The organism is Ruegeria sp. CDSB029, assembly GCF_059611125.1.
The window spans coordinates 1-25,665 of record NZ_JBXWOX010000017.1; the positions used below are offsets into that span (position 1 = coordinate 1).

Consider the following 25,665-nt stretch of genomic DNA (forward strand, 5'->3'; position numbering starts at 1 on the left):
TATTTTAAATAATAACTAAGCCAAATCGAAAAGCAGCCACTCGCGCAGGCGCAGCGAAAGGCAGGAAAGTCCGCAAAGTGGTCGTTCATGCCCAGTGCAGCGGATAACCGCGTTGGGCCCGAAGTGGACATTCGCTGCGTCGGTCATGAATGATTGCTCTGCAGACGAAACAGCCGTTTGCGACATACGATGCAGCGGTTAAGGCGGATGCGGTGTTTGCAGAAGCTCGCCGCCGTTCACTCCTCCGTCTCCAATCACTTCAACCAGGGGCGATCCCTTCCCAGCCGAGACACCTTCAAGTTGACACGGCACCGCCGCTCTTGCCGAGTGGCGCGAACTCGGCGCGTTATAAGCGATATCTCTGTTGGCCTAGCTGAGACTTGTTCGAACCGGCCTCACAGTATCCATCGATATGCTTATTGATCCTTGTCAAGATTGGCGCGGGCAAGAAGTGGTACTGTCAATGGTAATTCAGGGGGGGCTCATGGAAGAGTTGATTGAAATCGGAAGATCATTCGTTCAGGCCATGCGTGAGCGCAGGGGCCTTGCAAGTGTTGATGAAATGTATGCCGAAAACGCACAGTCGATAGAGGCAGTCGTGCCTCCGGTTCGACAATTCCGCGTTTCAAAGGGGCGAGAAGCCATCAAGGGGTCTTGTCAGAAGAACTTTGCTTGAGAGGGGTAGGGCGGTTGCGTAGCTTTTGTTCATGACCAGACCTGCCTCATTCAAATACTTCAAAACCAGCCCTGAGATTATCCGCCTTGCGGTGATGCTGTATATTCGGTTTCCACTCTCGCTTCGGAATGTCGAGGATTTACTGCACGAGCGAGGCATCGACGTGAGCCACGAAACTGTCCGATACTGGTGGAATAGGTTCGGCCCGATGTTTGCTGCTGAGATCAGACGGAAGCGGGTGCAGCAGCTGTGCGCGTTCTCGAAATGGAAGTGGCACGTGGACGAAGTCTTTGTGAAGGTGAATGGCAAACGCCGCTATCTCTGGCGTGCAGTTGATCACGAGGGCGAGGTGCTGGAAGCCGTTGTCACCAAACGCCGAAACAAAGCTGCAGCACTGAAATTCCTTAAGAAATTGATGAAACGGCACGGTTGCGCCGAGGAGGTCGTGACCGACCGTTTTGCATCCTACAAAGCAGCGCTCAGAGATTTGGGTGCTCTCGAAAAACAACAGACGGGCAGGTGGCTCAACAACCGCGTTGAGAATTCTCACCTGCCTTTCCGACGAAGAGAGCGCGCTATGCAACGTTTCCGGCGCATGCGAAGTTTACAGAAATTCGCCTCCGTCCATTCTTCCGTCTACAACCACTTCAACCAGGAACGATCGCTCACCAGCCGAGACACCTTCAAGCTGACGCGCACCGCCGCTCTCGCCGAGTGGCGCGAACTTGGTTCGGCATAAAGGGCAGCTATACTGGCCTAGCTGAGACTGGTTCGAATTAGTCTGACAGCACCCTTGTGAAGGCCGACGGAGAAAGGCCTTCCCACCTTGAGAATGCCTCTGAAAAACTCTGCCGATGCTCGAAGCCAAGTATTTCGGCAGTTTCAACTATGTCTTTTCCAGCCACTAGGAGGCGCTTTGATGCAAGGTGCCGCTCAGTCTGAACGATTTCACGAAAAGAAGTTCCTTCAGACTTCAAACGAAGTTGAAGCGTCCGCTCGTGTAATTGCAGTGCTCCACAGGTGTTGACTAGAGACCATGGCGCAACTCCGAATGAAGCACGAACTAGGCCTGCGACAATGTCCTTCGTCAGTGGTTTTTCGCAAGCCTTTATGGATTCATCGGCCAAATAGCGCGAAAACACTTCGGCTCTCAGTGCATCCATTTTGGACATCTGCGACTTGAGTGCTTCTTCGTCGAACGAAATGTACCCTTGGGTGGAAGCCCTAACGCGACTGATAGCGGAGTTGAACAGAACGTGCGTCGAACAGCCATTAGGGTAGGAAACATCAATGTTCGGATCGGTGCGATTGTTTGCAAGGCAGACAACGTTGGCCAATAGAGTTATTGTGTATTGAACATCTTTGGCGCCTTCAAAAGCTTCAAAAGGATTGAAATACCAGATATGGCAACGCTTTTTGTAGGTTCTGATTACTAACTCTGAATCGCTCTGATAGTACAACAGCGCAGACTTGGCGATCTGCAAAGCGTCCCACAAGGTATCAGCGGAAACGATTGCGCGACCAAAAACGCCCAAATCTTCCACTTTCTGAACATAGCCTGCTCGGGCAAAGAAATCATCATCGTCAGCGAACCGAGTTATTTTCTTCATGCCCTCTAGGTAGTTGGAAACGTCAACAATCTCCTCTGGCTCCGTTGGCAGGTTGAAAGAATGCAGCGTTTTTTGAAACATCCGAGCGTTGTCAGTAAGCAAGGAGATTGGACCATGGAATGAGCCCGCTCTAATCGTGAATTCGTTGACCTTTTCACTCATACACTGTGCTCGGACAGTGATTCATTATGTGCTTTGGCGTGTTTAGCGAATCTCTTCATATAACTTCTTATATATGAATGCTTCCCGTCGTTGGCAGGCTAACACACGTTTTTTGTGAATATGAATGTTGCTTTTGCAGCCTTGATTCGTATTTGCCGACAGATTGTAGGGCAAACACCGCTAACAAATGGGGTCATCGTGGGAATGAACTTTGATCGCGATGTCACCAGTCTGTCGATTGATGCGTTGGTTTCGAATTTTTCAGGAGAGCACATGAAACATAATTTGGGCATAACAAAGTCAGCGATATTGGGTGCTTTGTCGGTCGCTGTCCTCGTGGTTGGCACACCAGTTTCTGCACAAGACAAACCAAACATTCTAGTGATTTGGGGAGACGATATTGGGCAATCCAACATATCCGCTTACACTAGGGGATTAATGGGCTACGAAACGCCCAATATCGACCGGGTTGCTGATGAAGGCATGATGTTCACCGACTACTATGGGGAGCAGTCCTGTACAGCTGGTCGGGCTTCTTACATTATGGGACAGTCTGTCTATAGAACCGGCTTGTCCAAGGTAGGCCTCCCGGGCGCAGACTTGGGTATGAAGGAAGAAGATCCCACGATTGCGGGCCTTCTGAAGCCTTTAGGATACATGACCGGTCAGTTTGGGAAAAATCACCTTGGTGATCAGGACAGCATGCTTCCCACAAACCACGGTTTTGATGAGTTTTTCGGAAACCTGTACCATTTGAATGCGGAAGAAGAGCCAGAAAATCGCGACTATCCCGGCGACGCGGTTTTGGCGGACGGCCAGACCTTCCGCCAGGCATTTGGCCCTCGTGGCGTTATCAAGTCTTCGGCTGATGGGCTTGTTGAAGACACGGGACCGTTGACCAAAAAACGGATGGAGACAGTCGACGATGAAACCGTTGCAGCTGCCGTCGACTTTATCAAAAATGCGCACGAACAAGGCAAACCTTTCTACGTTTGGTGGAACGGCACACGGATGCACTTCCGTACACATGTGAAAGACGAATTGTTCGGGATCTCGGGACAAGATGAGTATGGCGATGGCATGGTGGAACATGACATGCACGTCGGTCAGCTATTGGATGTGCTTGACGAACTGGGCATTGCTGACAACACCATTGTTCATTATTCGACTGACAATGGCCCCCACAAGAATACATGGCCAGATGCTGGCACCAACCCGTTCTACAGTGAAAAGAACACCAACTGGGAAGGTGGATGGCGCGTGCCCTCGCTCGTGCGTTGGCCTGGGAAAATAGAACCTGACTCCGTCTCAAACGAAATCATGCACCACATGGATTGGTTGCCGACGTTGTTGGCAGCAGCGGGCAATGAGACCATCAAGGAAGATTTGAAAGCAGGTGGCGTTCAAGCCATTGGTCGCGAATATAAAGTGCATCTGGATGGCTACAACTTCTTGCCCGTTCTTACTGGTGAAACAAAAGACGGCCCGCGACATGAGATTTTCTATTTCGCGGATACCGGAGAATTAACAGCCTTGCGCTATGACGATTGGAAACTGATTTTCCTTGAGCAAAAAGCTGTTTCGACATTGCGTGCGTGGATCGAACCTTGGACCCCACTTCGCGTCCCTTTGATCACCAACCTTCGGCGTGATCCATTCGAACAGGCGCATCTAACATCCAATACTTACTACGACTGGATGATTGATCGGATCTATTTCCTGGTGCCCGCACAAAAGTATGTAGGCCAGTTCCTGGCTACATTCCAGGAGTTCCCACCGCGTCAGAAGCCAGCCAGCTTTTCAATCGATCAGGTCATGGAACTGATGACGGCAAACAACGGAAGTAAGTAGTTTCGAGCTCGGTAAACTTAATTCATGCGCGGTGTTGAGAGAGAACCGCGCATGGAGTTCAAAAATGAAACATCGTCAGGGTATCGCGTCAGGACGTACATTCTTTTGTGTGTCATTGCGCTGCAAAAAACAATTTTCAACTAGGGAGAGATACGATGAGTGATTTGGTCATTATTGTCTTCGAGGGCCGTCATACAGCAGACGAAGCACTTTTGCGTCTGCAAAAAATGAGCCTGGATTGGGAAGTCGATCTCGACGAGGTCGTGGTAATGACCCGCGATAAGAACGGCGTAGTGCGGACCCGGAATTCCGATACTCTTACAGCAACGGGTTTCGTCGGAGGCACTTCTCTTGGAGCACTGACCGGTACGTTGATCGGTGCCATGGTCGGTAACCCTGCTGCCGGGTTTATTGCAGGTTCGGCTGTTGGTGCTGGCTCTGGGACACTTGCAGGAATGCTGGATCAAGCAGACGAAGAGGACGCATTGGCAGCTCGCGTCGGCTCAAAGATGGGCCCTGACTCATCGGCTCTGGCCGTTATCGGGTGGTCAAACCGACCTACGAAGTTGTTGGGCGAATTGGAGGGCATGAAGGGCGAGGTTATCGAGACATCATTGTCTGTCAGTGATGAAAAAGAGCTTCGTGCCGCTTTGTCCGGAAACTGACCAGTTTGTTTTGGGGGCGGGCTGCTTGATCACCCGGCGACCTGAATTCAATTTTCACATTGTCGAGACGGGATCAGTAATATGAAAAAAGTTCTGAGAACAACGGCTCTCTTGTGTGCTTTCGCAATTGGAGACCCAATGTATGCGCTCGCACAGTCCACACCTCATGTGGCTGGCGGTGTTGTTGTCGAGTACAACAATCTTGATGTCGCCTTAGTCGCTTCCGGTTGGAGCGTAGTCGAGCTTTTACGCGGTGATGTTTACAATGATGGTGGCGACTTTGTGGGATATGTCCATGATGCGCTCGTCTTGCCGGATGGTGATACGACCTTTGTGATCGTCAACGTCGCCGGCTTCCTGAACATCGGTGAAAAGTTGATCGCGCTGCCAGCGGTCGCCTTCGAGATCAACGCGGATGGCGATCTGGTTTTGCCCAATGCGACCAAGGAAAATCTGAAAAGCCTGCCGCGCTTTCACTACGCTCGAAACTAAACGGAAGGTCGCACTCGACAGGCTTTGACCTGCTTGAGGGCGCCTAAACGCAAAAGCAGTCGCCAGTGTTTGAAAATGCAATCGACCAAGGGAAAGATACAATGAGTATGGGACACTCAGACAACGATCTGCAAAAATACTGGGGCTGGTTTCTTGGACTCGGGATTGTGTTGGCTATCGGGGGTGTATTCGCAATTTTTGCACCTTTTTTGGTATCATTGGCCATTGAATTTGCTGTGGGATTTGTTTTCGCTGTAGGTGGCTTCGTGGTGCTAGTGCAGGTTTTCACAACCAAAGATGGCTGGAATGCAAGGCTCATCTATTCCATCTTGGGGGGCTTCAATCTGATTGCCGGGTTGTTGCTGATATTTCGCCCTCTTGAAGGGCTCATGGCGCTTACGTTGGTCTTGATTGTTGCAATTTTTGTGAATGGCTTGGTGCGGATTGCAGTTGGCGTAATGGCGCGACCGGATCAAGGTTCTGGCTGGGTCATTTCCGTTGGTTGTGTGTCCGTACTGGCATCGGGATATCTGTTAGTGAAGTACCCCGAAGTGAGCGTGATGCTGTTGGGGATCGTTGCAGGCGTATCGCTGATCGGTGAGGGCGCAGGATATATCCGCTTTGCCCATGGCCTAAGGAACGACGTGTCGGTCGCGGTCTGAAAAAACGACCCAAAACTGCGGCAAACGTTGGGTAAACACAAATTCTACTGTTACAAAAAAGGACGAAATACGTGATCGAACCGAAAACTCTTCCCCTGCTAATCAAATGGTTGGTTGTTGGAGTCAGCTTGGTCGTTCCGTCTGTCTCAAGCGCTCAAGGCAAGCCTCGACTGGTTCTTCAAATTACTGTTGATCAGTTGCGTGGAGACCTAATCGACAGATTCAGTATCCACATAGGAGAGGACGGCTTTCGCTATTTGTTGGATCGTGGCGTCAATTTTACAAATGCTCATCACCGCCATGCCAACACTGAAACAATTGTCGGGCACACGACGCTCGCAACCGGCACGGACCCTGCTATCCATGGTATGGTAGCCAACCTGTGGTTTGATCGAAAAACTGGCAAGCCTTTCTATAACGTGCAGGATCCGGACTATCCTTTGGTCGGGGCTTCCGGAGTCGATGCGGAGAACGAAATCGATCCGACCCAACGAGCAGCCACAACTGACGGTCGATCTCCCCGCAATATCATCAATTCAACTATCTCCGATGAAATTGGCCTGCACTTTGGGCCGACTTCAAAAGTGTTTGGTGTGTCGGTCAAGGATCGCGGTGCAATTGCAATGGCAGGTCACGCTGGTGACGCTTACTGGTTCTCAAAGTCAGAAGGTCGGTTTGTTACAAGCACGTTCTATCGCGACGCCTACCCCGGTTGGATTGAGGATTGGAACTCAAAGGGCCTTGTCGCATCATATGCCAATCGATCTTGGACTCTTCTGGGAGACGTCGGGAAGTATGCCTTTGCAGACCGCGACGACCAACCGTGGGAAACCGATATACAGGGGTTTGGCCGGACATTTCCGCATAACTGGGGAGCGGCAGAAGGGAAATACTTCACAACGCTCTTAACCCTCAGCCCGGCAGGGGATGAAATAACAGTAGATTTTGCCAAAGCCCTGTTGGATGCAGAACAACTGGGGCAAGATGACGTTACTGATTATCTGTCGGTCAGCTTGTCATCTACAGACTATGTCGGCCATATGTTCGGCCCTTCAAGCCTAGAAGCCGAAGACAATTTCGCGCATCTCGACAGGCAAATCGCTGACCTTTTAACACATGTGGATGCCGTAGTTGGTCTGGAAAACACATTGATCGTTTTGTCGGCAGATCACGGCGCACCGGAACACCCGGAGTTTCTGGCGACTCTAGGCATTGAAGCTGGTTTGTTCAGCTTTGAACGCGTCGATACAGAACCAGGATTTGTGCGTCTTCAAATGGATTTTGGTGAATCCGCTGATCTGGTTCAGAACTTTTCCAACCCCTACGTCTATTTGGACCAAGATCTTATTTCCAAACGTTCTTTAGATCCTTTGGTCGTCGAGCGAGCTGTTGCTGAGGAACTTCAAAAGCTCCCCGGCATTGCCTATGCGGTTGGGAGTTCAGATTTGCGACGCGGGTCGTTTGCAAAAACCAAGATTAGCGATGCCGTCTTGGCTAACTTTAATCCAGATAGGTCGGGAGATATCTATGTGGTGTTCGAACCGCATTGGTTTGTGGCTGATTTTGACGGGTTGCACGTTGCGTCTGCTCATGGCTCTCCCTGGACATATGACACACACGTTCCCCTAATTTTTACAGGTTCAAATATTGTTCCACAAACCGTCGCACGACGCGTCGAAACTGTGGATGTCGCGCCTACGATTGCGTCTCTTCTGGGCACTAAGCCCCCTTCCGGAGCGGTGGGTGTACCTTTGCCAGAAGCGATGCCCGAGACAAAGGCAGCCCCATGAAATCCTTCTTTATGCGCTTAGCCCAACTTTCCATTCTGTGCGTCGCCAGCACTCCGGCCTATGCGCAATCTGATGCAGCGCAAGCCAACAATCCTCTGGCTGATATCACAGCGTTCAATATCCAAAACTACTATATCGGTGATTTTACAGGACCAGGTAATGCGACCGGAAATCAATTTGTTCTGCGCTATGCAAAGCCAGTCACTTTAGGCAGCTCAAATTGGCTGATCCGAGCCTCGTTGCCATTTAACTCGTTACCGGTGGGAACAGATGGCCAAACTTTGAGTGGCGTCGGAGATTTTGATGTTTTTGCGGCCTATCAGTTTAATACGGGTAACCCCGGAATTAGTTTTGCGCTTGGTCCGCAAGTGGTCGTGCCAACAGCCTCCGACGACCGCTTGGGAGCCGATCAATGGCAGCTTGGGTTAGCCAACGTTTATTTCAATGCAACTTCGCCTGTCTTTCAGTATGGATATCTTCTGACATGGCGTGGAGGCGTTGGGGATACAAATGGGCGCCCACGTGCCAATTTGGGTGCCTTTCAACCCTTTGTTTTTTACCAACTGGGCAATGGGTACTACACGGGCGGCGCCCCGATCTGGACCTACAATTTTGTTAATGACAGCTATTCTGTCCCATTGGGCATTCGCCTAGGCAAGGTCACCAAACGCGGCAATACCGTTTACAACTTTTTTGTCGAACCGCAGTACTCGGTTTTCGACAAAGGAAACGGTCTGCCCAAATGGCAAATTTACGCGGCACTTAACATGCAGTTTCAATGAGCATTTAGTGTTTAGAAAAGTTCCTGTCCACTAAGAAATTCCCGCCTAAAATCAACCATCAGGAGTACCAACATGGAAAAGTTTATTGCCGTCGTTTTCGAGGATGATGCTGCTGCATTCAAGGGTGAAACCGCACTGCGCGCGCTACATATCCAAGGAGATCTCGCGGTGTATGCCGCTGCCGTCATTGGGAAAGATCTCGAAGGCAAAGTTGAAGTTAAGAAGGTGGAAGATGAAGGGCCTTTGGGAACGGCACTGGGCCTCGTTCTCGGCGGAATGGTTGGTGTTTTGGCCGGCCCGGTGGCAGTCGCATCCGGAGCTGCAGTCGCCGGATCTGCGGCTGCAGCATCAGTGGCCGCCTCAGGAATGGCTGTCGGATCGATGACAGGTGGATTGTTTGGTGTCTACAGAGATCTTTGGGTTGCGGGAATAGATTCCACGATGCTTGACGAAATCAGCATCGAACTTATTCCTGGTAAATCTTGCTTGGTGGCCTCGGTTGACGAAGTTTGGACATCGCCATTGGATGTCAAAATGAGCGAGGCTGGAGGAGTGGTTTTCCGCAAGCCACGCGCCGATGCAATCGATGAACAATACGCTGTTGAAATGGCGGAACTTAATCGGGAAATTGCAGAGCTAAAAGACGAGTGGAAGCAATCTAACGAAGAAACCAAACAAGCAATCCACGACAAAATCGACGTAACCAAGGCAAAGGCAAGTATAGCCAAAGAAAAAATCTCGCAACGTATCACCGAACTGAACAGCCAAACAGCTGCAAGGCTCGAGGCGATTGACGAGCAAATTGCGGTGGCCAAAGAAAATACAAGGAACAAGTTTGAAAAGCGTAAAGCTGAAATTCAGGCAGACTACAAAGAACGAAAGGCCAAGCTAGATGCGTCAATGTCACTGGCCAAAGAAGCGTTGACCTAATTCTTTTTAGTAAGATGTTTAAACATCCAACCAGCACCGTTTAAAATTGGCGTTGCAGGTAAACCCGAGAGCCGTCTCTCGGCAATTACGTGTTACAAAAGGTGAAAGAAATGCCAGATCTGAAGGCCATGATGGCCGAGCTACAACAAAAGAGAGATGAAATTAAACTTCAGTTGAACCTTGGAACAATGGAGGCGGAAGACGAGTGGGATTCACTTGTTTCGGAGTGGGATAGGTTCCTGTCTACATCACAATTTAATCAGTCGGCGGATGAAGTCGGCGAAGCTGCGCGGGAACTTGGTTTGAAAATGAAAGCAGTTTATGACAAGGTTCGGAAATCCGTAGGGTAATAGTCAGGAAGTAGCCCAGCCGGTGCCAGATCAACAGCAAACACACGTTTTTAGTCTGGCGTTTTGGCACCGGGTTGTCGTGATCGCCTTTTTTACTATCGCAGGACTGGTCCTGGCGGCTGGTGTTCTAGTGCCATTGTCGATTGCTTCCTTGGTTTTCATTCTTCTGACTTCCGCAGTCGACAGGTTATGTCAGATTGAAATTCTCGGGACACGGATCCCTAGATGGTTGGCCCATGTCATTAGCGCTGCTCTTTTAGTGTTGGGATTGCTCGGATTACTGTCAATTCTGACCAGTCAAGCGGGCGCGGTTGCTGATGCGTTGCCTAGATATGAAGCAAGGTTCTCTGAAATCTTGGCCCGAGTGGTCACTCTTGTTGGAGACAAGAACTATCAGGCAGCGCAACAAGCGATCTTAGAGATGGACTTCACCGGCTTCGCTGGCGGAGCAATCGGTTCAGCCGGAAGCTTTTTAAGCGCCTTCTTTCTGATCCTTCTTTATATTCCTTTCATGATGCTGGAACAGGGGCCCATGAGGTTGAAAGTCGCACTGGCAGCGCCAGATGCGGAATCCGCACAAAACTTACACCGCGTGCTGACACGCATTTCAGAAAGCGTGCAGCGATATGTAGGAATCAAAACACTCGTTAGTTTCCTAACGGGTGTCGGTAGCTACGCGATCATGAAGCCCGTGGGATTGGATTTTGCCGAAACCTGGGCCATCCTGGCATTCGTACTGAACTTCATTCCAACGATTGGTTCAATCATCGGGGTAGCGTTGCCCTCGCTCGTTGCTCTTGTGCAGTTTGATACTAACACGCCTTTTCTAATTATTTTGGTGGGCTGTGGGGCGGTTCAGTTCATCATCGGGAATATTCTGGAACCCTCGCTAACCGGAAAATCACTAAACTTGTCGCCTTTGATGGTCATCCTCGCACTGACGTTCTGGACCGCAATCTGGGGTATCCCCGGGGCTCTACTAAGCGTGCCGATTACCGTCTGTACTATGATCGTGTTAGCCAACATCCCATCGACGAAGTCACTCGCAATATTGATGTCGGGCGATGGTAACTTGTCCGGCGGCAGTCAAAAAGACAATCCAGTAAGGGAAGTAGCACAGGGCGAAGCTTCTGAAGCTGCACGTCGAAAATCTAAGCTGACGGTATCCAAATCCGAACTAGATACCGAAACAGAAGCAATCCGTCAGGAATTTGAGCAAAACTTAGATAACCGGAGCTAGACGCTTTGGAAATACTGATCGGTATCATCAGGAGGTCACGGAATGGCTGACCCGCGCAGATTGATCGATTGTGTTGGATAGGCCAGTTCTGTTCCTGCCGCGCGCACCGTCTCAAGGATTTTGAGCGAAAGACTTTCATTCACACGGAGGAAATTGTCGTATTCAGGGGTAGTCGTCCACGCGTAAAAAATGATGGTTACGGCGCTTTCTGACAACCCTTCGACATAGACATGTTTCGGTGCCTCCTCAGACAATTCGAAATCTCCACAGGCCGACAAATGTTCCCGCAACGTATCACGCACCTGAAGGACCTGAGCCTCGGTACTGTCTAGAAGCAACGGTATGCTAAGCATGACCCTTCGATGTCGGCGGTGTGAATAGTTTAGGACAACTGCGTTGGATAACTCGGAGTTCGGAACATGCCGTGGGATCTGATCGAACCCACGGATTAGGGTGGAACGCAGGTCAATGGATTCGACTGTCCCGACAAACGAACCGTCGATTTGAATCGAGTCCCCAATAGCGAAGCGCTTTTCACTCATGTTATTCATGCCTGCCACAAGATTGCGGATCAGGTCCTGCGTCGCGATAGCCAATCCTGCGCCCAGTACTCCAACACCGGTCAGCGCACCGCTGATGTCGACCCTCCAAACTTCTAGCAGTGACGTAATGGCAAACAGCAAGATGCCAAAACGGGCAACGCGCTCCATCCATCCGGCCTCCATCTTGACTTCTCCAAACCGGTCGCTCTGAAGAAGGGATACAAAAGACCCGCTCAGGTTGTACCACCCTGAGAATACTGCGATCACAGCGATTGAGGCCATAACGCGCCTAAAAATGTCACCAGGCATGTTTGGAACATTCAATGTTTCCAGAACCACAAAAACAGCAAAGGTCACAATCAAAACTGATGTGGTCCTCATCAGTTCGTCAGCTACCTTTTCCGAAAGTTCAATGGACAAACGTCTGAGAAGTGCCCGAAACATTGCCATAAGCCATCGTGCAAGTGGCCCCCTGCCGATGACAACGGCCAAGAGAAAGAACAAAGAGAGAATTACGCTGCTTTGATTTAGGTCGGCCTGCCAGTGGCTGAAACGTTCCTGCATTTCGACAACTGCGCTCATCGACGGAGATTGAGTTTCTTCCAATTGCTGAACTGGCCTCTCTTTTGGATCATGTAGGTCGTAAACTTCTCAAACGACCCCCGAAGTTTGCAGGAGGACAGCATCGGAAACTCTGGGAGAATCTTCCAGCTTTTTCTGGAGTATCGGGATAAATTGCTCCCAATTTGTCAAAGCGGCACACGAATGAGAATTCTCTATCGAATTGCCACCCGAACTCACCAAGAACTGCGTTTCTACGCGCTTGCCCTAGGCGATCCTTTCCTGCGAGTATTGGTTAATCTGGTGGATCTCCACCGGGTGTTGGAACGCCCTTTCAGCAACTGTGAACCAAAGAGGCCCACATGGTGTCCACAATTCTGGTCTTGCTCCTGATAGCCCTCGAAGCCACTGCCATTTGGTTTGCATGGAGGGCGATCTCATCGGCGCGAACCTCTCAGGGTGCAGTGGGTTGGGTCGTTTTTCTGATTACTGCCCCGTATCTTGGCGTTCCGCTTTACCTTTTTTTGGGACATCACAAGTTCGACCGATACTTAACTGCGCGCCGCGATAGCGAGGAGGTAATTGACGGAATCAAGACGTTTCGCGAGGTCAATGCGCCCGACGTGCCTACAGAGTTTCCGTCCGAAGCGTTGGAAAGGATATCTGAACTCCCCGTGGTCCGGGGCAACAACATGCGAATCCTATTAAACGGGCAAGAAACGTTCGATGCAATCTTTGCCGCTATTGACGCAGCCCAAGATTACATTCTGGTGCAGTTTTATATTGTTCATGATGATGATCTGGGTCGGAAACTGCGGGACCATCTGATCACCGCAGCAAAACGTGCAGTTGCAGTTCGGTTCATGTGCGATCCAGTTGGGAGCGTTAAACTTCCAAACTCCTATCTTAATGATCTCCGTTCAGCCGGTGTGCAAGTAGTTGAACCCGCGCAGATGCGCGGAGCTAAAAACCGATTTCAACTCAATTTACGCAATCACCGCAAGACGGTGATCGTCGACGGAACGGTCGGCTTTACCGGCGGATTGAATGTTGGAGACGAATATATGGGGCGCGACCCAAAATTCGGTGATTGGCGCGACACACATGTCGAAATCCGTGGCCCGATCGCCTCGCAGTTGCAACTGGTGTTTGTAGAGGATTGGCATTGGGCAACTGAAGAAATCCTGATTTCGGAGATGAACTGGGAGGCTGGTCACATGGAAGAGAACATGTCCGGATTAATCGTCCCAACCGGTCCCGGGGACGAAATGGAAACCGGTGCCTTGTTCTTTTTCACGGCAATCGCGAATGCCAAACGTCGGATTTGGATCGCTTCGCCGTACTTCGTACCCGATACCGATGTGCTCACAGCTTTAAAACACGCTGCGTTGCAAGGAGTGGATGTCCGCATCCTGGTTCCGGACGTCATTGACCATAAGATTCCTTGGCTTGCCGCTTTTGCCTTTTTTGATGAAATCCGCGAGGCCGGAGTACAGGTCTTGAGATATAGTTCCGGTTTCATGCATCAAAAAGTATTGGTTGTTGATGATACTTTGGCCGCGATAGGGACAACGAACATGGATAACCGCTCATTCCGGCTGAATTTTGAAGCAATGGCCGTTTTCTTCGATACACGCGCCGCCGGGGCTACAGCCGCGATGCTGGAAAAGGATTTCGAACGGTCGTTTAGGCTAGACAAATTGCTTGCTGAACAGCCCCCGCATATCCGGATTGGCGCCCCGATTGCCCGCCTGTTCGCTCCAATTCTTTAGAGATCAAGACCCAGTTGAAGGTAGCGCAAAGCTTAGTCTACCCGGTAGAACCGAAATTTCGAACCTCGTGTCCACCATCGGTTCACCGTCAAGGTTTAAGTGGAACGGTGTTTCTGTTTCCAACACCGCATGTTTGAAACGGCTACGTTTTACGAGCCCCGCAATCGGGTCACTCAGGTCGGGGAAATGCCCAAAAGACAGGTTTGCAGGTGGCCACTCGTCCGTGGTCAAAACACCCAGATCGAGCAACCCGTCGAACATGTCAGCCTCTGGAGTTACTTCGAACCCACCACCGGCAAAGCGGTTGTTGCCAACTACCAGCGCAGAAACCGACGCCCAGTTATGCTCTGACCCATCCAAAGCAATCGTGGCCTGCGTTGGTTTCAGCTCAGAAACTCGCGCCAATCCGGTAAGGGTGTAGGCTAACCCTCCTAGCCGCCTCTTAACTTCTTTGGGAGTTGTCGCGGTAATCATGGCCCCAAAACCGCCACTGGCGACATTCACGAATGGGCGACCGTTGATGGAACCAATATCTATCGACCGGGCTCTTCCGGTTGCGGCCTGCACCAATGATGCAGAAAGATCCGATCCGTCATCACCATAAGACCTGGCAAAGTCGTTAGCAGTGCCCAAAGGCATAAGCCCCAAAACAATGGTTGGTCCCGCATCGCATCGCAATAGGGCGCTGGTAACCGCGTTGAGTGTCCCGTCACCACCTCCTGCAACAAAGCGCGTCACCCCCTTGGCCAAGTGCTTGTGTATCGTTTTTCGCAACTGTTTACCTGACCATGGGATAGCAATCTCCAGACCAAGCTCCTTTTCCAGAGGTCTAACAGCCGAACGTACGTCAGGTCGGGCCGCAGATTTTCGATTGAGGATGAGGAGTGTTTTACAATCCATGTAGCCGGCCTTTTCCTCTCATTTATTCAGGTTCTTGATCACTGCCTTGGCAACCGTTGTGGCCAACCCAGGGTCAAACGCACCTAAAGGATCACGCGCCATTTTCTTTAGTGCGTCCGTGGCAGCTCTGGCTTATGCTGCTGCCATACAAAATTCGGCTTTGGTTGCCATTGTTTTTAGCCCTCCAAATCTGACCAAACATGTGATCGACGGTATGTTTTGCCATCCCACTAGGCCAATATTACTCAAGTAATTCACATTGGCCCTGAGCGGTGTCTACGCGGTGCTTCCTGAGAGCAAAAAAACTCAATGCCAAATTATGCCCCGAATTCAATAAGATTGCTACTCCCGTAGCGCCGCGCAAATAAAACCAGTGGATTTCACTCCACAGAAACCGTGTTGGGTCTTGTCAGAAGAACTTGGGTTGAGGCAGAGCAGGGTGCTCTCGTAGCCTTCGCGCATGATCAAACAGTCGCCATTCAAGTACTTCAAGACCAGCCCTGAGATTATCCGCCTTGCGGTGAGGCACTGTCAGAAGAAACTTATTGAGGCGGGCAGTGCGAGCACTTAGCGTCGCAGGATGACAAAACGCAGCCCTTTTCGCTACTTCAAGACGAGCCCCGAGATCATCCGTCTGGCCGTCATGATGTATGTTCGGTTTCCGCTTTCGCTTCGCAATGTTGAAGATCTTTTGCACGAGCGCGGCATCGAGATCAGCCACGAAACTGTGCGTTATTGGTGGAACAGATTTGGCCCGATATTCGCGGCAGAGATCCGCAGAAACAGGGTCAATCGGATGCGATGTTGTTCGAACTGGCAGTGGCATCTGGACGAGGTATTCGTGAAGATCAATGGCGAGACGCACTACCTATGGCGGGCTGTGGATCACGAAGGCGAGGTGCTGGAAAGTTATGTGACCAAGCGCCGTGACCGCAAAGCTGCGTTGAAATTCCTCAAAAAATCAATGAAACGCTACGGTCAACCTGAATCCATCGTGACAGACAAACTGCGGTCTTATGGCGCGGCGATGAGAGTTGTCGGGAACGGTAGTCGGCAAGAGACCGGCCGCTGGCTGAACAATCGGGCCGAGAATTCCCATCTGCCATTTCGACGACGAGAACGTGCGATGCTCCGCTTCAGGCAAATGCGGTGTTTGCAGAAGTTCGCCGCAGTTCATTCTTCCGTCCACAACCATTTCAATCAGGAACGCGCCCTCTACAGCAGAGACAATTTCAAGCTCAACCGCGCCGCTGCTCTCTCCGAGTGGCGCCAACTTTGTTCAGCATAAGTTCTGGCATTTAGGGGTAAACAGAGACTGGTTCGAATTGGTCTGACAGCACCGACTTCATTGATGTGACCGTTGACGAAGAGACAATGGAACGCGCGCTTGAACACTGCTCGTTCGACTATATGAAAACAAACGCAGCTCAATCGGCGCCTTTAGGGGGTGCATTTTGGCAGGGAGGCGCCCGCACATTTATTCACAAAGGAATGAATGGCCGGTGGAGGGATACACTGCCGCAATCCCTCATTGATAAGTATGAAGAGACTGCAAAAACTCAACTTGGAGTGGAATGTGCCCGATGGATTATGTCCGGTAGCCAACAGGGCTGATCAGGCATCACCGAGTGATCGCAAACCGTGACTGCGAAGCCTCGGAAAAGGTCGCGCACAGCAGCGCGCTAGACGTTGTTCTTATTGAGTTTAATCCAGAACTCCAAACGAACCGGTGGGGTGCGAAGCAATGCTGGAGAATCGCAAGCTTGCAGCGATCTTGGTAACTGACATAGTTGGTTTCAGTCGTCTGACGGGTGCTGACGAAGAAGGCACTCTCGCCCGACTAAGAACCCTTCGTAGCGAGGTCGTCGAGCCGGCAATCGATGTACACAAAGTCGCCTGGTGAAGCGAACCGGAGACGGATCGCTCATTGAATTCCGAAGTGTGGTAGAGGCTGTAAGATGCGCTATCGCAATCCAACGTGCGATGAACGAACGAAACGCCGGATTACCTCAAGATAGCCGCGTAGAATTCCGGATGGGTATCCATCTCGGAGATGTCGTCGAAGAAGGCGACGGTGATCTTATGGGGGACGGAGTCAACATCGCTGCGCGTCTGGAAAGTATTTCTGATCCTGGCGCCATCTGCATATCTGAAGACGCCTATCGTCAGGTTCGGGCCCGGCTCGACTTGTCAGTTACGGACTTGGGAACTAAATCGCTAAAGAACATCAGCGAACCCTTAAAGGTCTATGCGTTGGAAGTCGGAAGCCCCACTGGCCCTCCAACCGGCGAATATGCCAATACTGTCCGGAATGCTCTTGATAAGCCATCTATCGCAGTTCTGCCTTTTACAAATATGTCTGGAGACGCCGATCAGGAATACTTCGTGGACGGAATGGCAGAAGACATCCTCACAGCTTTGTCCAGATTCGAGCAGCTTTTTGTAATCGCGAGGAACTCCAGTTTCGTTTACAAAGGCAGCGCCGTTGACATAACGCAGGTTGGACGCGATCTCGGCGTGAGATATGTGCTGGAAGGAAGCGCTCGAAGATCGGGTGACCGAATTCGTATTACAGGTCAATTGATTGACGCAAAGACGGGAAATCACCTTTGGGCCGAGAAGTTTGACGGTGTGTTCAATGATGTCTTTGCACTTCAAGACAAAGTCACCGCCAAGGTCGTAGGCGCCTTAGAACCGACGATACGTAAAGCTGAAATTGAACGCGCACGCCGAAAACCGGTGGAGCACATGGCGGCTTACGATCTTTATCTCCAGGCGCTGCCTCATGTCTATGCATCTCATTCTGATGCCAACCTTAAAGCGCTGGAGTTGTTGACCAAAGCGACAGACATAGATCCGGATTTTTCGCCTGCCTTGGCACATATTGGCTGGTGTTTAGTGCAGCGTGCCACTCGATTGTGGGCACCATTTGGTGATAATGATATTGGCTTGGCGGTTTCAAAGGCTCGCCGAGTGTTAACCAACGAAAGCGATGATGCGCATTCGATTGTTCTTGGTGGGTTCGTCCTTGCTATGACTGGCACGGACTATTTGTCAGGTTTAGACGCCGTAAAGCGGGCCGTGGAAATCAATCCGGGTTCCGGTTTCGTCAATGCGATGGCAGGCTGCGCTCTTGTATTTGGCGACGAACTCAGCAACGGCCTTGATCTACTGGGCCGTGCACTTGATCTTTGCCCGAAAGATCCGAATTATTTCGGCTACCTAACTGTCACTGCCTTTGGTCACCTGGTTGCAGGTGCACCAGAACGAGCACTGGAACTGGCACAGCGTGCTCTGGCGATGAGCTCTGGATGGGATTCTACTTATTGGGTCTTGATAACAATTTACGCGAAGCTCGAACGACTAGATGATGCAAAAAATGCTGCTGAAGAACTGCTAGGAAAACACCCAGATGTGACGACGACGCGATACGAGCAAGTACTGCCAATTAGGAGTGCCGAGGCGCGGCGACTGGTTCTCGATAGCTTGCAAAAAGCCGGAGTCCCGTCTTGAGGAATTGGTATCCGCAAGAGATTGCTAACGGAAGCTTGGCGGGGCAAAGCTAACATTGAAGCAACGCTTATGAAGGACCGCTTCGTCCGCACAGCGGAAGTGGACCGGTTTTCCGTAAGTGTCCGCTTTTGGTGAAAGCAGTCGTTCAGGACAAAAACTTCGAATTTCCGGTCGTGAACGGCAGCTCAACGCGTCAAAGCTGACGTTTGAGAGAATCGGTCCAATGACTGCGGTGAGCCTAAAGTTACAGTTAAGTAGTAACGGTGACGTTGTGGATTTCACCAGGCAGATCGTTTGATCGTTCTGGTCTCGATTGTAAAGGTTTCTTGGGGGCCACAGGTGATCAGCTCGCGTTGAATTCGACACAAGTACGCTGGTTGCGCTCACACCTGTTACGGCATTAGAAGCGCGGCTGCAACGAGGGCCGTAGAGTGACGGCGGGTAAGTATCGGTGATTCCTCGTTAACTGACAGCAATCTTAGATCGAGCGTGCCTTTCAAGCACTAAATAATATCGCGATCTTGGTTTCAATAATTGCCTTGACGTGACATGAACTAAGCTAACGGTATCCGCGCAAAGCCTTTGTTTGTAGAAGAAAGGAACGACTCATGACCTCAGCCAAACCAAATGTTGGCGCGCAAATCGAGCAAATGAGTTTTTTTAGGCTGGGGTCTGAGGGCAAGGTTACGATCGGTCAACAAAAAGACCGCTGGACCATGTTGTTTGTTTATCGAGGCAAGCATTGTCCTCGCTGCAAGCGCTTCTTGAACAAGTTGAATGCGGCGCTGTCAGCATGGGCTGACGTTATGGACGTTATCGTTGTCTCTGCCGACACCAAAGAAAAAGCTGCGGCGGACAAAGCAGAATTTGGCTGGGATTTTGATCTTTGTTATGGAATGACCGAAGCGCAAATGCGCTCGCTTGGTCTTTTTGTGTCATCACCTCTGTCTGATGCAGAAACTACAGGTCTATTCGCCGAACCTGGTGCGTTTGGTATCCGTCCGAACGGGACGCTGATGTTGGTCGATATCTCAAACGGCCCAGCAGCACGCCCCGATTTGGAAGAGCTTTTGGACGGCATGAAATTCAATATTGATAATGACCGTCCGGAACGAGGAACGGCCTGAGACCAACAGATCGCATGGCCTCGGTTACTCAAAGTAGCCTGGGTGCGTCTTGTGAATGAAGTCGATGGTTTCGTCGAGGCGGGACAGGTGTGTTCTGACAGCGGCTTGCGCTTGATCATGGTCTCCTGCCGCCATGGCCTGTGCAATCTCTCGGTGATCGGCGAGGATGGCGTCTGCGGCACTGCCCTTTTCAAGACTGAGCATACAAAGCCGGTCAACCTTTTGCTTGGATTCTAGCATTACATCAAATGCCATCGGATTGCCGCTGAGCACGTAGATCAGTTTGTGAAAATCATAGTCCAGCGCGTGAAACGCCGATAGATCACCGTCACTGATCGCCTGCTCTTGTAAGGCGAGATTTTCCGCAAGTTTTGCTTCACGTGTTGCGTCCCAGACTTCCATTGCTCGATGGACGATCTCCAGCTCCACCGCCATTCGAACCAATCGAGCGAGAGCCACACGCTCCATAGAAAACCCTCGAACTACGGTCGCCTTTTGTGGTCGTATTAAGAGCAGATCTTCGTTGCCGAGCCTTGTGAATGCGTTGCGAACAGGTTGGCGTGATACGCCGAATCGGCTGGCTACCTCTGTTTCGGATAGCTTTGTACCGGGAAGAATTTCAAGCGAAACGATCTCGTCGTGTAGCGCTTCATAGACCGCATCGGTTGTAGTTCGTCTGACAATTTCTTCCACGGTATGTTGCTTGCGCCCTCTGTCTTAGTCACGTTTCAAATTACAGATTCACCATTATAGCATTGAATCAAATAGAATATTCTATTTTGTTTTGCTTGAGCGAACCAATGTAGGCCTGTCACCTATCAAACGCCCTGCGCTTTCGACTGTCAAGCAATCTGACATACTAAAAGCCTACAGTTGACATAACTTGGATCCTAGTGTCCCTTTGAGGGTAGCAGCGATTCTGGTTCTTGGGGGAAATCGAAAGCTACGTGGCTTACGGTCTCTGAAATTCCATGAAAGCCAAATCCTGTCCAAAATTAATCGGGGAGGAGAACCCATGACTTTCACGAAATCGTTCTTTGCAACTGCGACCGCTGTGGCATTCATTGCAACGTCAGCTTCAGCCGAAAACTGGCGAGCCTGGAATATCCACAACGACGGCCATCCCAACACGGCTGCAATGGACAAGTTTGCCGAACTGGTTGACGCCGCTACAGACGGCGAAGTTACCGTCGATGTGTTCCACGGTGGTGTTCTTGGTTCCCAACCGGATGCCCTAGAACAGGTTCGTATCGGCGCAATCGAGGTTGGTAACTTCAACCTCGGTCCAATTGGCCCAATGGTGAAAGAAGCTAACCTTGTATCGCTTCCTTTCATCTTCAAAGATGTGCCGCACATGTTCCGCGTGCTGGACGGCGACGCCGGTGAGGTTGTTTCAGTTGCGATGGGTGAAGCAGGTGTTCTGCCACTGGCATGGTTTGATGCCGGTGCGCGTTCTTTCTACAGCCAAAAGCCGATCAACACGCCCGCAGATGTCGAAGGTCTGAAAATCCGTGTAATGAACAACGATCTTTATACATCTATGATTTCAGCTATGGGCGGTAACCCGTCTCCAATGGCATTCTCCGAAGTTCAGCAAGCGCTGAAAACCGGCGTTGTTGATGGTGCGGAGAACAACTTCCCGTCGTTCAAGAATGTCGGTCACTATGAAGTGACCACAAATTATTCTTTGTCCGAACACCTGATTATCCCCGAGTGCATCTGCGTGAACACGACCAAATTCAATGCGCTGTCTCCTGAATTGCAAGCCGCTGTGCGCGGTGCCGCAGAAGAAGCCGCATTGGTCCAGCGTGAGCTTTGGGCAATTGGTTCTGAACAAGCGCGTAAAGATGTTGAAGCGGCCGGCATCACCGTAAATGAAATCGCCGACAAAGGCCCATTCCAGTCCGCAATGGATTCGGTTTATGCAGACTACTTGGCTGCAAATCCTGATATGAAAGCGTTGGTAGAAATGGCGCAAGCCACTGAATAAGTTGTCTTAACAGTTCAACTTTGAGCGCCCGGCTCCGCCAATTGGATGCCGGGCGTTTTGTCTCAGAGGAAATCCAATGCAAGAGCCCGATACCTCCCCTGCCGCCATGCGCAACATGGACAGGATTCTTGATCTGCTCGCACGAGTTTGCATGTTGCTGTCTGGCGTCGCCATTGTGGTTATGACTGCGATCTTTGCCTGGCTGGTGTTCGGGCGCTACGTTCTGAACAACACGCCCACTTGGGTTGAGCAGGTTTCACTGCTTTTGGTTATGGTCATCGCGTTTCTCGGAGCGGCTGCGGGTGTGCACAATCACACGCACCTCTCTGTTGTCGTGTTCCGCAATTTAGTCCCACCCTTTGTGCGAACGGTTTTCGTCGTGCTCACTGATGTCCTGATGGCAGGTTTCGGTGGCATGATGTTTTGGTACGGGATCGAGCTGACAATATTCAAATGGAACACCCTGATCCCGCTAATCCAATGGTCAGAGGGCTTGCGCTCCTTGCCACTGACAATCAGCGGCGCGTTGGTGTTCCTTTTTTCCACTGGCCATCTGATCCGCCTGTTTCTGGGCCGAGACGAACGCCAAGACAACATAGATCAGGGATAGTCATGGGACTCATGATTCTGTTGGGGGTTTTTGCCCTATGTGTCATCATCGGCGCTCCAGTGGCATACGCCCTTGGTATCGCTGCATTGGCTTCCTTTTGGTTTGAAGGATTACCGCTGTTTGTTGGATTCCAGCGTATCGTGTCGGGGATCAACGTCTTTTCCCTAATGGCGATCCCGTTCTTCATCTTTGCGGGCGAGCTTATGTTTCACGGTGGTATCGCGATCCGGTTGGTTCGGTTTGCGCAGGCCGCCGTAGGCGCTGTGCGCGGTGGACTTGGCATCGTCAATGTCTTCTCGTCCATGTTGTTTGGTGGCATTTCCGGATCGGCGATTGCCGATATCTCGGCCCTTGGGTCGATCCTGATCCCGGTGATGAAAGACAAAGGTTATGATGCCGACTATGCGGTGAACGTCACAGTGACATCATCAATTGCCGGGATCATCATCCCTCCCAGCCACAACATGATCATCTTTGCCCTTGCAACAGGCGGTGCAGTTTCAATCTCAAAACTGTTCCTGGCTGGAGTTGTGCCCGGTGTCCTTATGTGTTGCTGCCTTGCGATTGCCGCCTATGTCGTGGCGGTCAAGCGCGGCTATCAGGCCGAACAGTTTCCGGGTTGGACCGCACTGGCCATCGCCTTTGTTGGATCGATCCCTGGCTTGTTGACGGCCGTGATCATTGTTGGAGGGGTCTTGTCAGGCGTCTTTACGGTCACTGAATCCGGCGCGTTCGGGGCAATGTATGCCTTTGTGGTGACGCTTATTGTCTATCGCAGCCTGTCCTGGGAAAACTTCAAAACCGCCGTTATCTCTTCGGTGCGCACAACGTCCATGGTGATGATCCTGATCGCCTGCGCCGGTGCCTTTGCCTATATGCTGACGTTCAACCGGGTGCCGACAAAAACAGTCGAATTCCTGTTGGGCATCACAGAAAACCCGATCCTGATCTTGTTGATGATCAACGCTGTGCTGTTGCTCTTGGGGATGATCATGGACATGGCCGCGTTGATCCTGATCTGCACACCGATTTTCCTGCCGGTGATGAACATGCTGGGCATCGACCCGCTACAGTTCGGCATGATCCTTTTGGTGAACCTCGGTCTTGGTCTTTGCACACCACCTGTCGGGACCTGTCTCTTTGTGGGGTGTGCTGTTGGAAAACTACCGATGGAGAAAGCGGTCAAAACGATTTGGCCTTTCTACCTCGCCATCTTTGCCGCGCTCATGCTGATCACTTTTGTACCGGCAATATCGCTGACGCTGCCGAACCTAATCATTGGCCCCTAAATCAAAGGAGAATGAGGCGATGCTGACAATAAGACGCCTGGACATCGATGACGCGGGCAAGTTGATCGCAGGAGCGCGAGCCAAGGCGCAGGAAATCGGCGTACCGATGTGTATTGCCGTCACAGACGAAAGCGGCAACCTCATCGCGTTTGAGCGGATGGATGGTGGCAAGATTACCAGCATCATTTTGGCCATCGACAAGAGTTTCACTGCAACCGGTATCCAAAAAGGAACCGATGCTCTTGGTGAAGCAAATCAGCCTGGCATGGCCGCACACGGAATATCCTCAACGCTGGGCGGACGAATGGTGACCGTTGCAGGTGGCCTTCCCGTGACGGTCGACGGACAGGTGGTTGGGGGGATTGGTGTCAGCTCGGGTTCGCCAGCTCAGGATCTCGAAGTTGCACAGGCAGGGGTCACGGCACTCTGCGAAGCCTAATTGGAAAGAGTTTAAGGAGTCAGATATGACAAAACCCGTCATCGGTTTCATCGGCCTCGGTCTTATGGGCGGTAACATGGCAGAGTGCCTGCAAAACAACAGTTTTGATCTGGTTGTTATGGGTCGGAACAAGGAAGCCGTCGCAGCCACAGTCAACCGCGGTGCTGTAGAGGTTACAACGCCACGAGAGCTTGCTGAAAACAGCGATATCGTGATGCTTTGTGTAACAACATCGGATGTCGTCGAGAGCCTGATCTACGGCGATGACGGCATCCTGGCAGGCATCAAAGATGGTGCTGTGGTCATTGACTTTGGTACCTCGATCCCAGCGTCCACACGCAAAATCGGCACAGACTTGGCCGCAAAAGGTGCTGGTATGATTGATGCGCCGCTGGGACGCACACCCGCGCACGCCAAGGATGGTTTGCTGAACATTATGGCAGCGGGCGATATAGCCACCTTTGAGAATGTGAAACCTGTCCTGGATGTACTGGGGGAAAATGTCTTTCACCTCGGCGAGCTGGGTGCGGGCCATGTGACCAAGCTCATCAACAATTATATGGGCATGACGACAGCTTGCACCATGAGCCAAGCCTTTGCTGTGGCTGAACGCTCAGGTGTAAACAAACAGCAGCTTTTTGACATCATGTCAGCTGGAACGTCCAATTCCCCTTTTATGCACTTTTGTAAGAACTACGCGGTGGATGGTGTCAGCGATTTGGGGTTTTCGATTAACAACGCCAACAAGGATCTTGGTTACTTCCTGAAGCTGGCCGAGGACGTGGGCACTCGTGCCGAGATCGCTGAAGGAACCGCGAACAACCTTCAGGCAGCCGCGGACGCAGGCATGGGCGACGGCAACGTGCCGGAAATCTTCGACTATTTTGCCAAGCTTTAGCGTCAGATCCATCAGTCAAGCATAGCAGCACCAATTGAACGGGAAAAAGCAACCATGAAACTTCAGGGAAAGACCGCAATTGTCACGGGTGGTGGCCGCGATATCGGGCGCGCCTGCGCTGTCAAACTCGCCTCCGAAGGGGTGAATGTCGCGGTGAACTACTTCGCCAGTAGTGCCGGCGCCGAGGAAACCGTAGCCGAGATCAAAAAGATCGGTGGACAGGCGTTTGCAATGCAAGGCGACCTGAACAAACCCGAAGAGGTCGATGCGTTGATCGCCAAGACGGTCGATACCTATGGCAGCCTGGACATTCTGGTGAACAATGCCGGAGGTTTGATCGCGCGCAAGAAAATCGCCGAGATGTCGCTTGAGCATTGGCAGGCTGTCATGGATCTCAACCTGACCAGCACGTTTCTTATGGTCAAAGCGGCACTGCTGCATATGAAATCCGGGGCCATTGTAAACATCGCCAGTCAGGCGGGTCGCGACGGTGGTGGCCCGGGTGCGTCGGCTTATGCAACGTCAAAAGGCGGGGTCATGACGCTCACCCGTAGTCTTGCAAAAGAACTGGGTCCTGATATCCGTGTCAACGCAATCTGCCCAGGCATGATCGACACGGATTTCCATAACATACATACTCCCGATGCAGGCCGTCGGGGGCTAGAAGCTGCTGCGCCGCTCAAGCGGCAAGGCCAGTCTCAGGACGTTGCGAACCTCGTGGCGTTTCTGGCAAGCGAGGACTCGGCTTATCTGACCGGGACCAATGTCGATATTAATGGTGGGATGCTGTTCTCGTGACCACTGCAGAACAGGT

At 51.4% G+C, this 25,665-nt stretch carries 26 protein-coding genes and 1 pseudogene; 23 read left to right on the top strand and 4 right to left on the bottom strand.

Features of this window, described 5'->3' with window-relative positions; genetic code table 11:
- Positions 1-174 precede the first annotated feature (174 nt).
- From AC2FI8_RS17740 to AC2FI8_RS17750, 3 genes and pseudogenes are all read left to right on the top strand, one after another.
- Positions 175-352: pseudogene (locus AC2FI8_RS17740) on the top strand (IS6 family transposase); the annotation flags it as partial.
- A gap of 132 nt (positions 353-484) precedes the next feature.
- The gene (locus AC2FI8_RS17745; protein WP_496780432.1) at positions 485-676 is read left to right on the top strand and encodes a hypothetical protein; all 192 of its coding nucleotides are present in this window, start codon (positions 485-487) and stop codon (positions 674-676) included.
- Positions 677-707: 31 nt separating this feature from the next.
- Entirely contained in the window at positions 708-1,415 is a 708-nt protein-coding gene (locus AC2FI8_RS17750; protein WP_496780433.1) for an IS6 family transposase, read from the top strand.
- Positions 1,416-1,452: 37 nt separating this feature from the next.
- On the opposite strand, the gene AC2FI8_RS17755 is transcribed toward AC2FI8_RS17750, so the two are convergent.
- On the bottom strand, positions 1,453-2,448 hold the full coding sequence (locus tag AC2FI8_RS17755) for an AraC family transcriptional regulator (RefSeq protein ID WP_496780434.1): 996 nt from the start codon (positions 2,446-2,448) through the stop codon (positions 1,453-1,455).
- A 273-nt stretch (positions 2,449-2,721) separates the two neighbouring features.
- Here AC2FI8_RS17755 and AC2FI8_RS17760 point away from each other — a divergent pair, with 273 nt between their 5' ends.
- From AC2FI8_RS17760 to AC2FI8_RS17800, 9 genes are all read left to right on the top strand, one after another.
- Positions 2,722-4,299, top strand: a complete 1,578-nt coding sequence (locus tag AC2FI8_RS17760) for an arylsulfatase (RefSeq protein WP_496780490.1) — start codon at positions 2,722-2,724, stop codon at positions 4,297-4,299.
- A 155-nt stretch (positions 4,300-4,454) separates the two neighbouring features.
- Positions 4,455-4,964, top strand: a complete 510-nt coding sequence (locus AC2FI8_RS17765) for a DUF1269 domain-containing protein (RefSeq protein WP_271946075.1) — start codon at positions 4,455-4,457, stop codon at positions 4,962-4,964.
- A gap of 138 nt (positions 4,965-5,102) precedes the next feature.
- Positions 5,103-5,456, top strand: a complete 354-nt coding sequence (locus tag AC2FI8_RS17770; protein ID WP_496699999.1) for a PRC-barrel domain-containing protein — start codon at positions 5,103-5,105, stop codon at positions 5,454-5,456.
- Positions 5,457-5,521: 65 nt separating this feature from the next.
- Positions 5,522-6,118, top strand: coding sequence for an HdeD family acid-resistance protein (locus AC2FI8_RS17775; RefSeq protein ID WP_496780435.1), 597 nt, complete (start codon positions 5,522-5,524; stop codon positions 6,116-6,118).
- A gap of 71 nt (positions 6,119-6,189) precedes the next feature.
- A complete protein-coding gene (locus AC2FI8_RS17780) occupies positions 6,190-7,908 on the top strand; it encodes an alkaline phosphatase family protein (protein ID WP_496780436.1) in 1,719 nt (572 codons plus the stop codon).
- Positions 7,905-8,690 carry a hypothetical protein gene (locus AC2FI8_RS17785; protein WP_496780437.1) on the top strand — a complete coding sequence of 262 codons (786 nt, stop codon included), beginning with the start codon at positions 7,905-7,907 and terminating at the stop codon, positions 8,688-8,690. Before AC2FI8_RS17780 ends, AC2FI8_RS17785 begins: the two co-directional genes overlap by 4 nt.
- A 72-nt stretch (positions 8,691-8,762) precedes the next feature.
- On the top strand, positions 8,763-9,620 hold the full coding sequence (locus tag AC2FI8_RS17790; RefSeq protein WP_496780438.1) for a DUF1269 domain-containing protein: 858 nt from the start codon (positions 8,763-8,765) through the stop codon (positions 9,618-9,620).
- Positions 9,621-9,730: 110 nt separating this feature from the next.
- Positions 9,731-9,970, top strand: a complete 240-nt coding sequence (locus AC2FI8_RS17795; protein WP_271946087.1) for a hypothetical protein — start codon at positions 9,731-9,733, stop codon at positions 9,968-9,970.
- Between the two features lie 22 nt (positions 9,971-9,992).
- The gene (locus tag AC2FI8_RS17800; protein WP_496780439.1) at positions 9,993-11,210 is read left to right on the top strand and encodes an AI-2E family transporter; all 1,218 of its coding nucleotides are present in this window, start codon (positions 9,993-9,995) and stop codon (positions 11,208-11,210) included.
- A gap of 35 nt (positions 11,211-11,245) precedes the next feature.
- On the opposite strand, the gene AC2FI8_RS17805 is transcribed toward AC2FI8_RS17800, so the two are convergent.
- On the bottom strand, positions 11,246-12,133 hold the full coding sequence (locus AC2FI8_RS17805) for a mechanosensitive ion channel family protein (protein WP_496780440.1): 888 nt from the start codon (positions 12,131-12,133) through the stop codon (positions 11,246-11,248).
- A 542-nt stretch (positions 12,134-12,675) separates the two neighbouring features.
- On the opposite strand from AC2FI8_RS17805, the gene cls reads away from it, so the two are divergent.
- Positions 12,676-14,085, top strand: a complete 1,410-nt coding sequence (cls, locus tag AC2FI8_RS17810; protein WP_472723355.1) for a cardiolipin synthase — start codon at positions 12,676-12,678, stop codon at positions 14,083-14,085.
- A 3-nt stretch (positions 14,086-14,088) separates the two neighbouring features.
- Here the strand turns inward: cls and AC2FI8_RS17815 are convergent, their stop codons facing one another.
- Positions 14,089-14,985 carry a YegS/Rv2252/BmrU family lipid kinase gene (locus AC2FI8_RS17815; protein WP_496780441.1) on the bottom strand — a complete coding sequence of 299 codons (897 nt, stop codon included), beginning with the start codon at positions 14,983-14,985 and terminating at the stop codon, positions 14,089-14,091.
- A 580-nt stretch (positions 14,986-15,565) separates the two neighbouring features.
- On the opposite strand from AC2FI8_RS17815, the gene AC2FI8_RS17820 reads away from it, so the two are divergent.
- The 4 genes from AC2FI8_RS17820 to AC2FI8_RS17835 all read left to right on the top strand — a co-directional run bounded on the left by AC2FI8_RS17820 (position 15,566) and on the right by AC2FI8_RS17835 (position 19,625).
- Entirely contained in the window at positions 15,566-16,273 is a 708-nt protein-coding gene (locus AC2FI8_RS17820; protein ID WP_496780442.1) for an IS6 family transposase, read from the top strand.
- A 59-nt stretch (positions 16,274-16,332) separates the two neighbouring features.
- The gene (locus AC2FI8_RS17825) at positions 16,333-16,599 is read left to right on the top strand and encodes a sulfotransferase domain-containing protein (RefSeq protein ID WP_496780491.1); all 267 of its coding nucleotides are present in this window, start codon (positions 16,333-16,335) and stop codon (positions 16,597-16,599) included.
- A 327-nt stretch (positions 16,600-16,926) separates the two neighbouring features.
- On the top strand, positions 16,927-18,498 hold the full coding sequence (locus tag AC2FI8_RS17830; protein ID WP_496780492.1) for an adenylate/guanylate cyclase domain-containing protein: 1,572 nt from the start codon (positions 16,927-16,929) through the stop codon (positions 18,496-18,498).
- Positions 18,499-19,106: 608 nt separating this feature from the next.
- Positions 19,107-19,625, top strand: coding sequence for a redoxin domain-containing protein (locus AC2FI8_RS17835; protein WP_496769812.1), 519 nt, complete (start codon positions 19,107-19,109; stop codon positions 19,623-19,625).
- 24 nt (positions 19,626-19,649) lie between these two features.
- Here the strand turns inward: AC2FI8_RS17835 and AC2FI8_RS17840 are convergent, their stop codons facing one another.
- The gene (locus tag AC2FI8_RS17840) at positions 19,650-20,318 is read right to left on the bottom strand and encodes a GntR family transcriptional regulator (protein ID WP_480793256.1); all 669 of its coding nucleotides are present in this window, start codon (positions 20,316-20,318) and stop codon (positions 19,650-19,652) included.
- A gap of 322 nt (positions 20,319-20,640) precedes the next feature.
- On the opposite strand from AC2FI8_RS17840, the gene AC2FI8_RS17845 reads away from it, so the two are divergent.
- From AC2FI8_RS17845 to AC2FI8_RS17870, 6 genes are all read left to right on the top strand, one after another.
- Complete coding sequence (locus AC2FI8_RS17845; protein ID WP_496721845.1) at positions 20,641-21,615, top strand: TRAP transporter substrate-binding protein; 975 nt, start codon at positions 20,641-20,643, stop codon at positions 21,613-21,615.
- 76 nt (positions 21,616-21,691) lie between these two features.
- Positions 21,692-22,225 (top strand): TRAP transporter small permease, encoded by a 534-nt coding sequence (locus AC2FI8_RS17850; protein ID WP_496780443.1) that lies wholly within the window; start codon positions 21,692-21,694, stop codon positions 22,223-22,225.
- A 2-nt stretch (positions 22,226-22,227) separates the two neighbouring features.
- Positions 22,228-23,514: a TRAP transporter large permease gene (locus AC2FI8_RS17855; protein WP_496780444.1), complete on the top strand. Its 1,287-nt coding sequence runs from the start codon at positions 22,228-22,230 to the stop codon at positions 23,512-23,514.
- A 19-nt stretch (positions 23,515-23,533) separates the two neighbouring features.
- Positions 23,534-23,953, top strand: coding sequence for a GlcG/HbpS family heme-binding protein (locus AC2FI8_RS17860; RefSeq protein ID WP_170558403.1), 420 nt, complete (start codon positions 23,534-23,536; stop codon positions 23,951-23,953).
- Entirely contained in the window at positions 23,916-24,851 is a 936-nt protein-coding gene (locus AC2FI8_RS17865; protein ID WP_496780445.1) for an NAD(P)-dependent oxidoreductase, read from the top strand. Before AC2FI8_RS17860 ends, AC2FI8_RS17865 begins: the two co-directional genes overlap by 38 nt.
- Positions 24,852-24,905: 54 nt before the next feature.
- Entirely contained in the window at positions 24,906-25,649 is a 744-nt protein-coding gene (locus tag AC2FI8_RS17870) for an SDR family NAD(P)-dependent oxidoreductase (RefSeq protein ID WP_496780446.1), read from the top strand.
- The last annotated feature ends 16 nt before the right edge of the window (positions 25,650-25,665 follow it).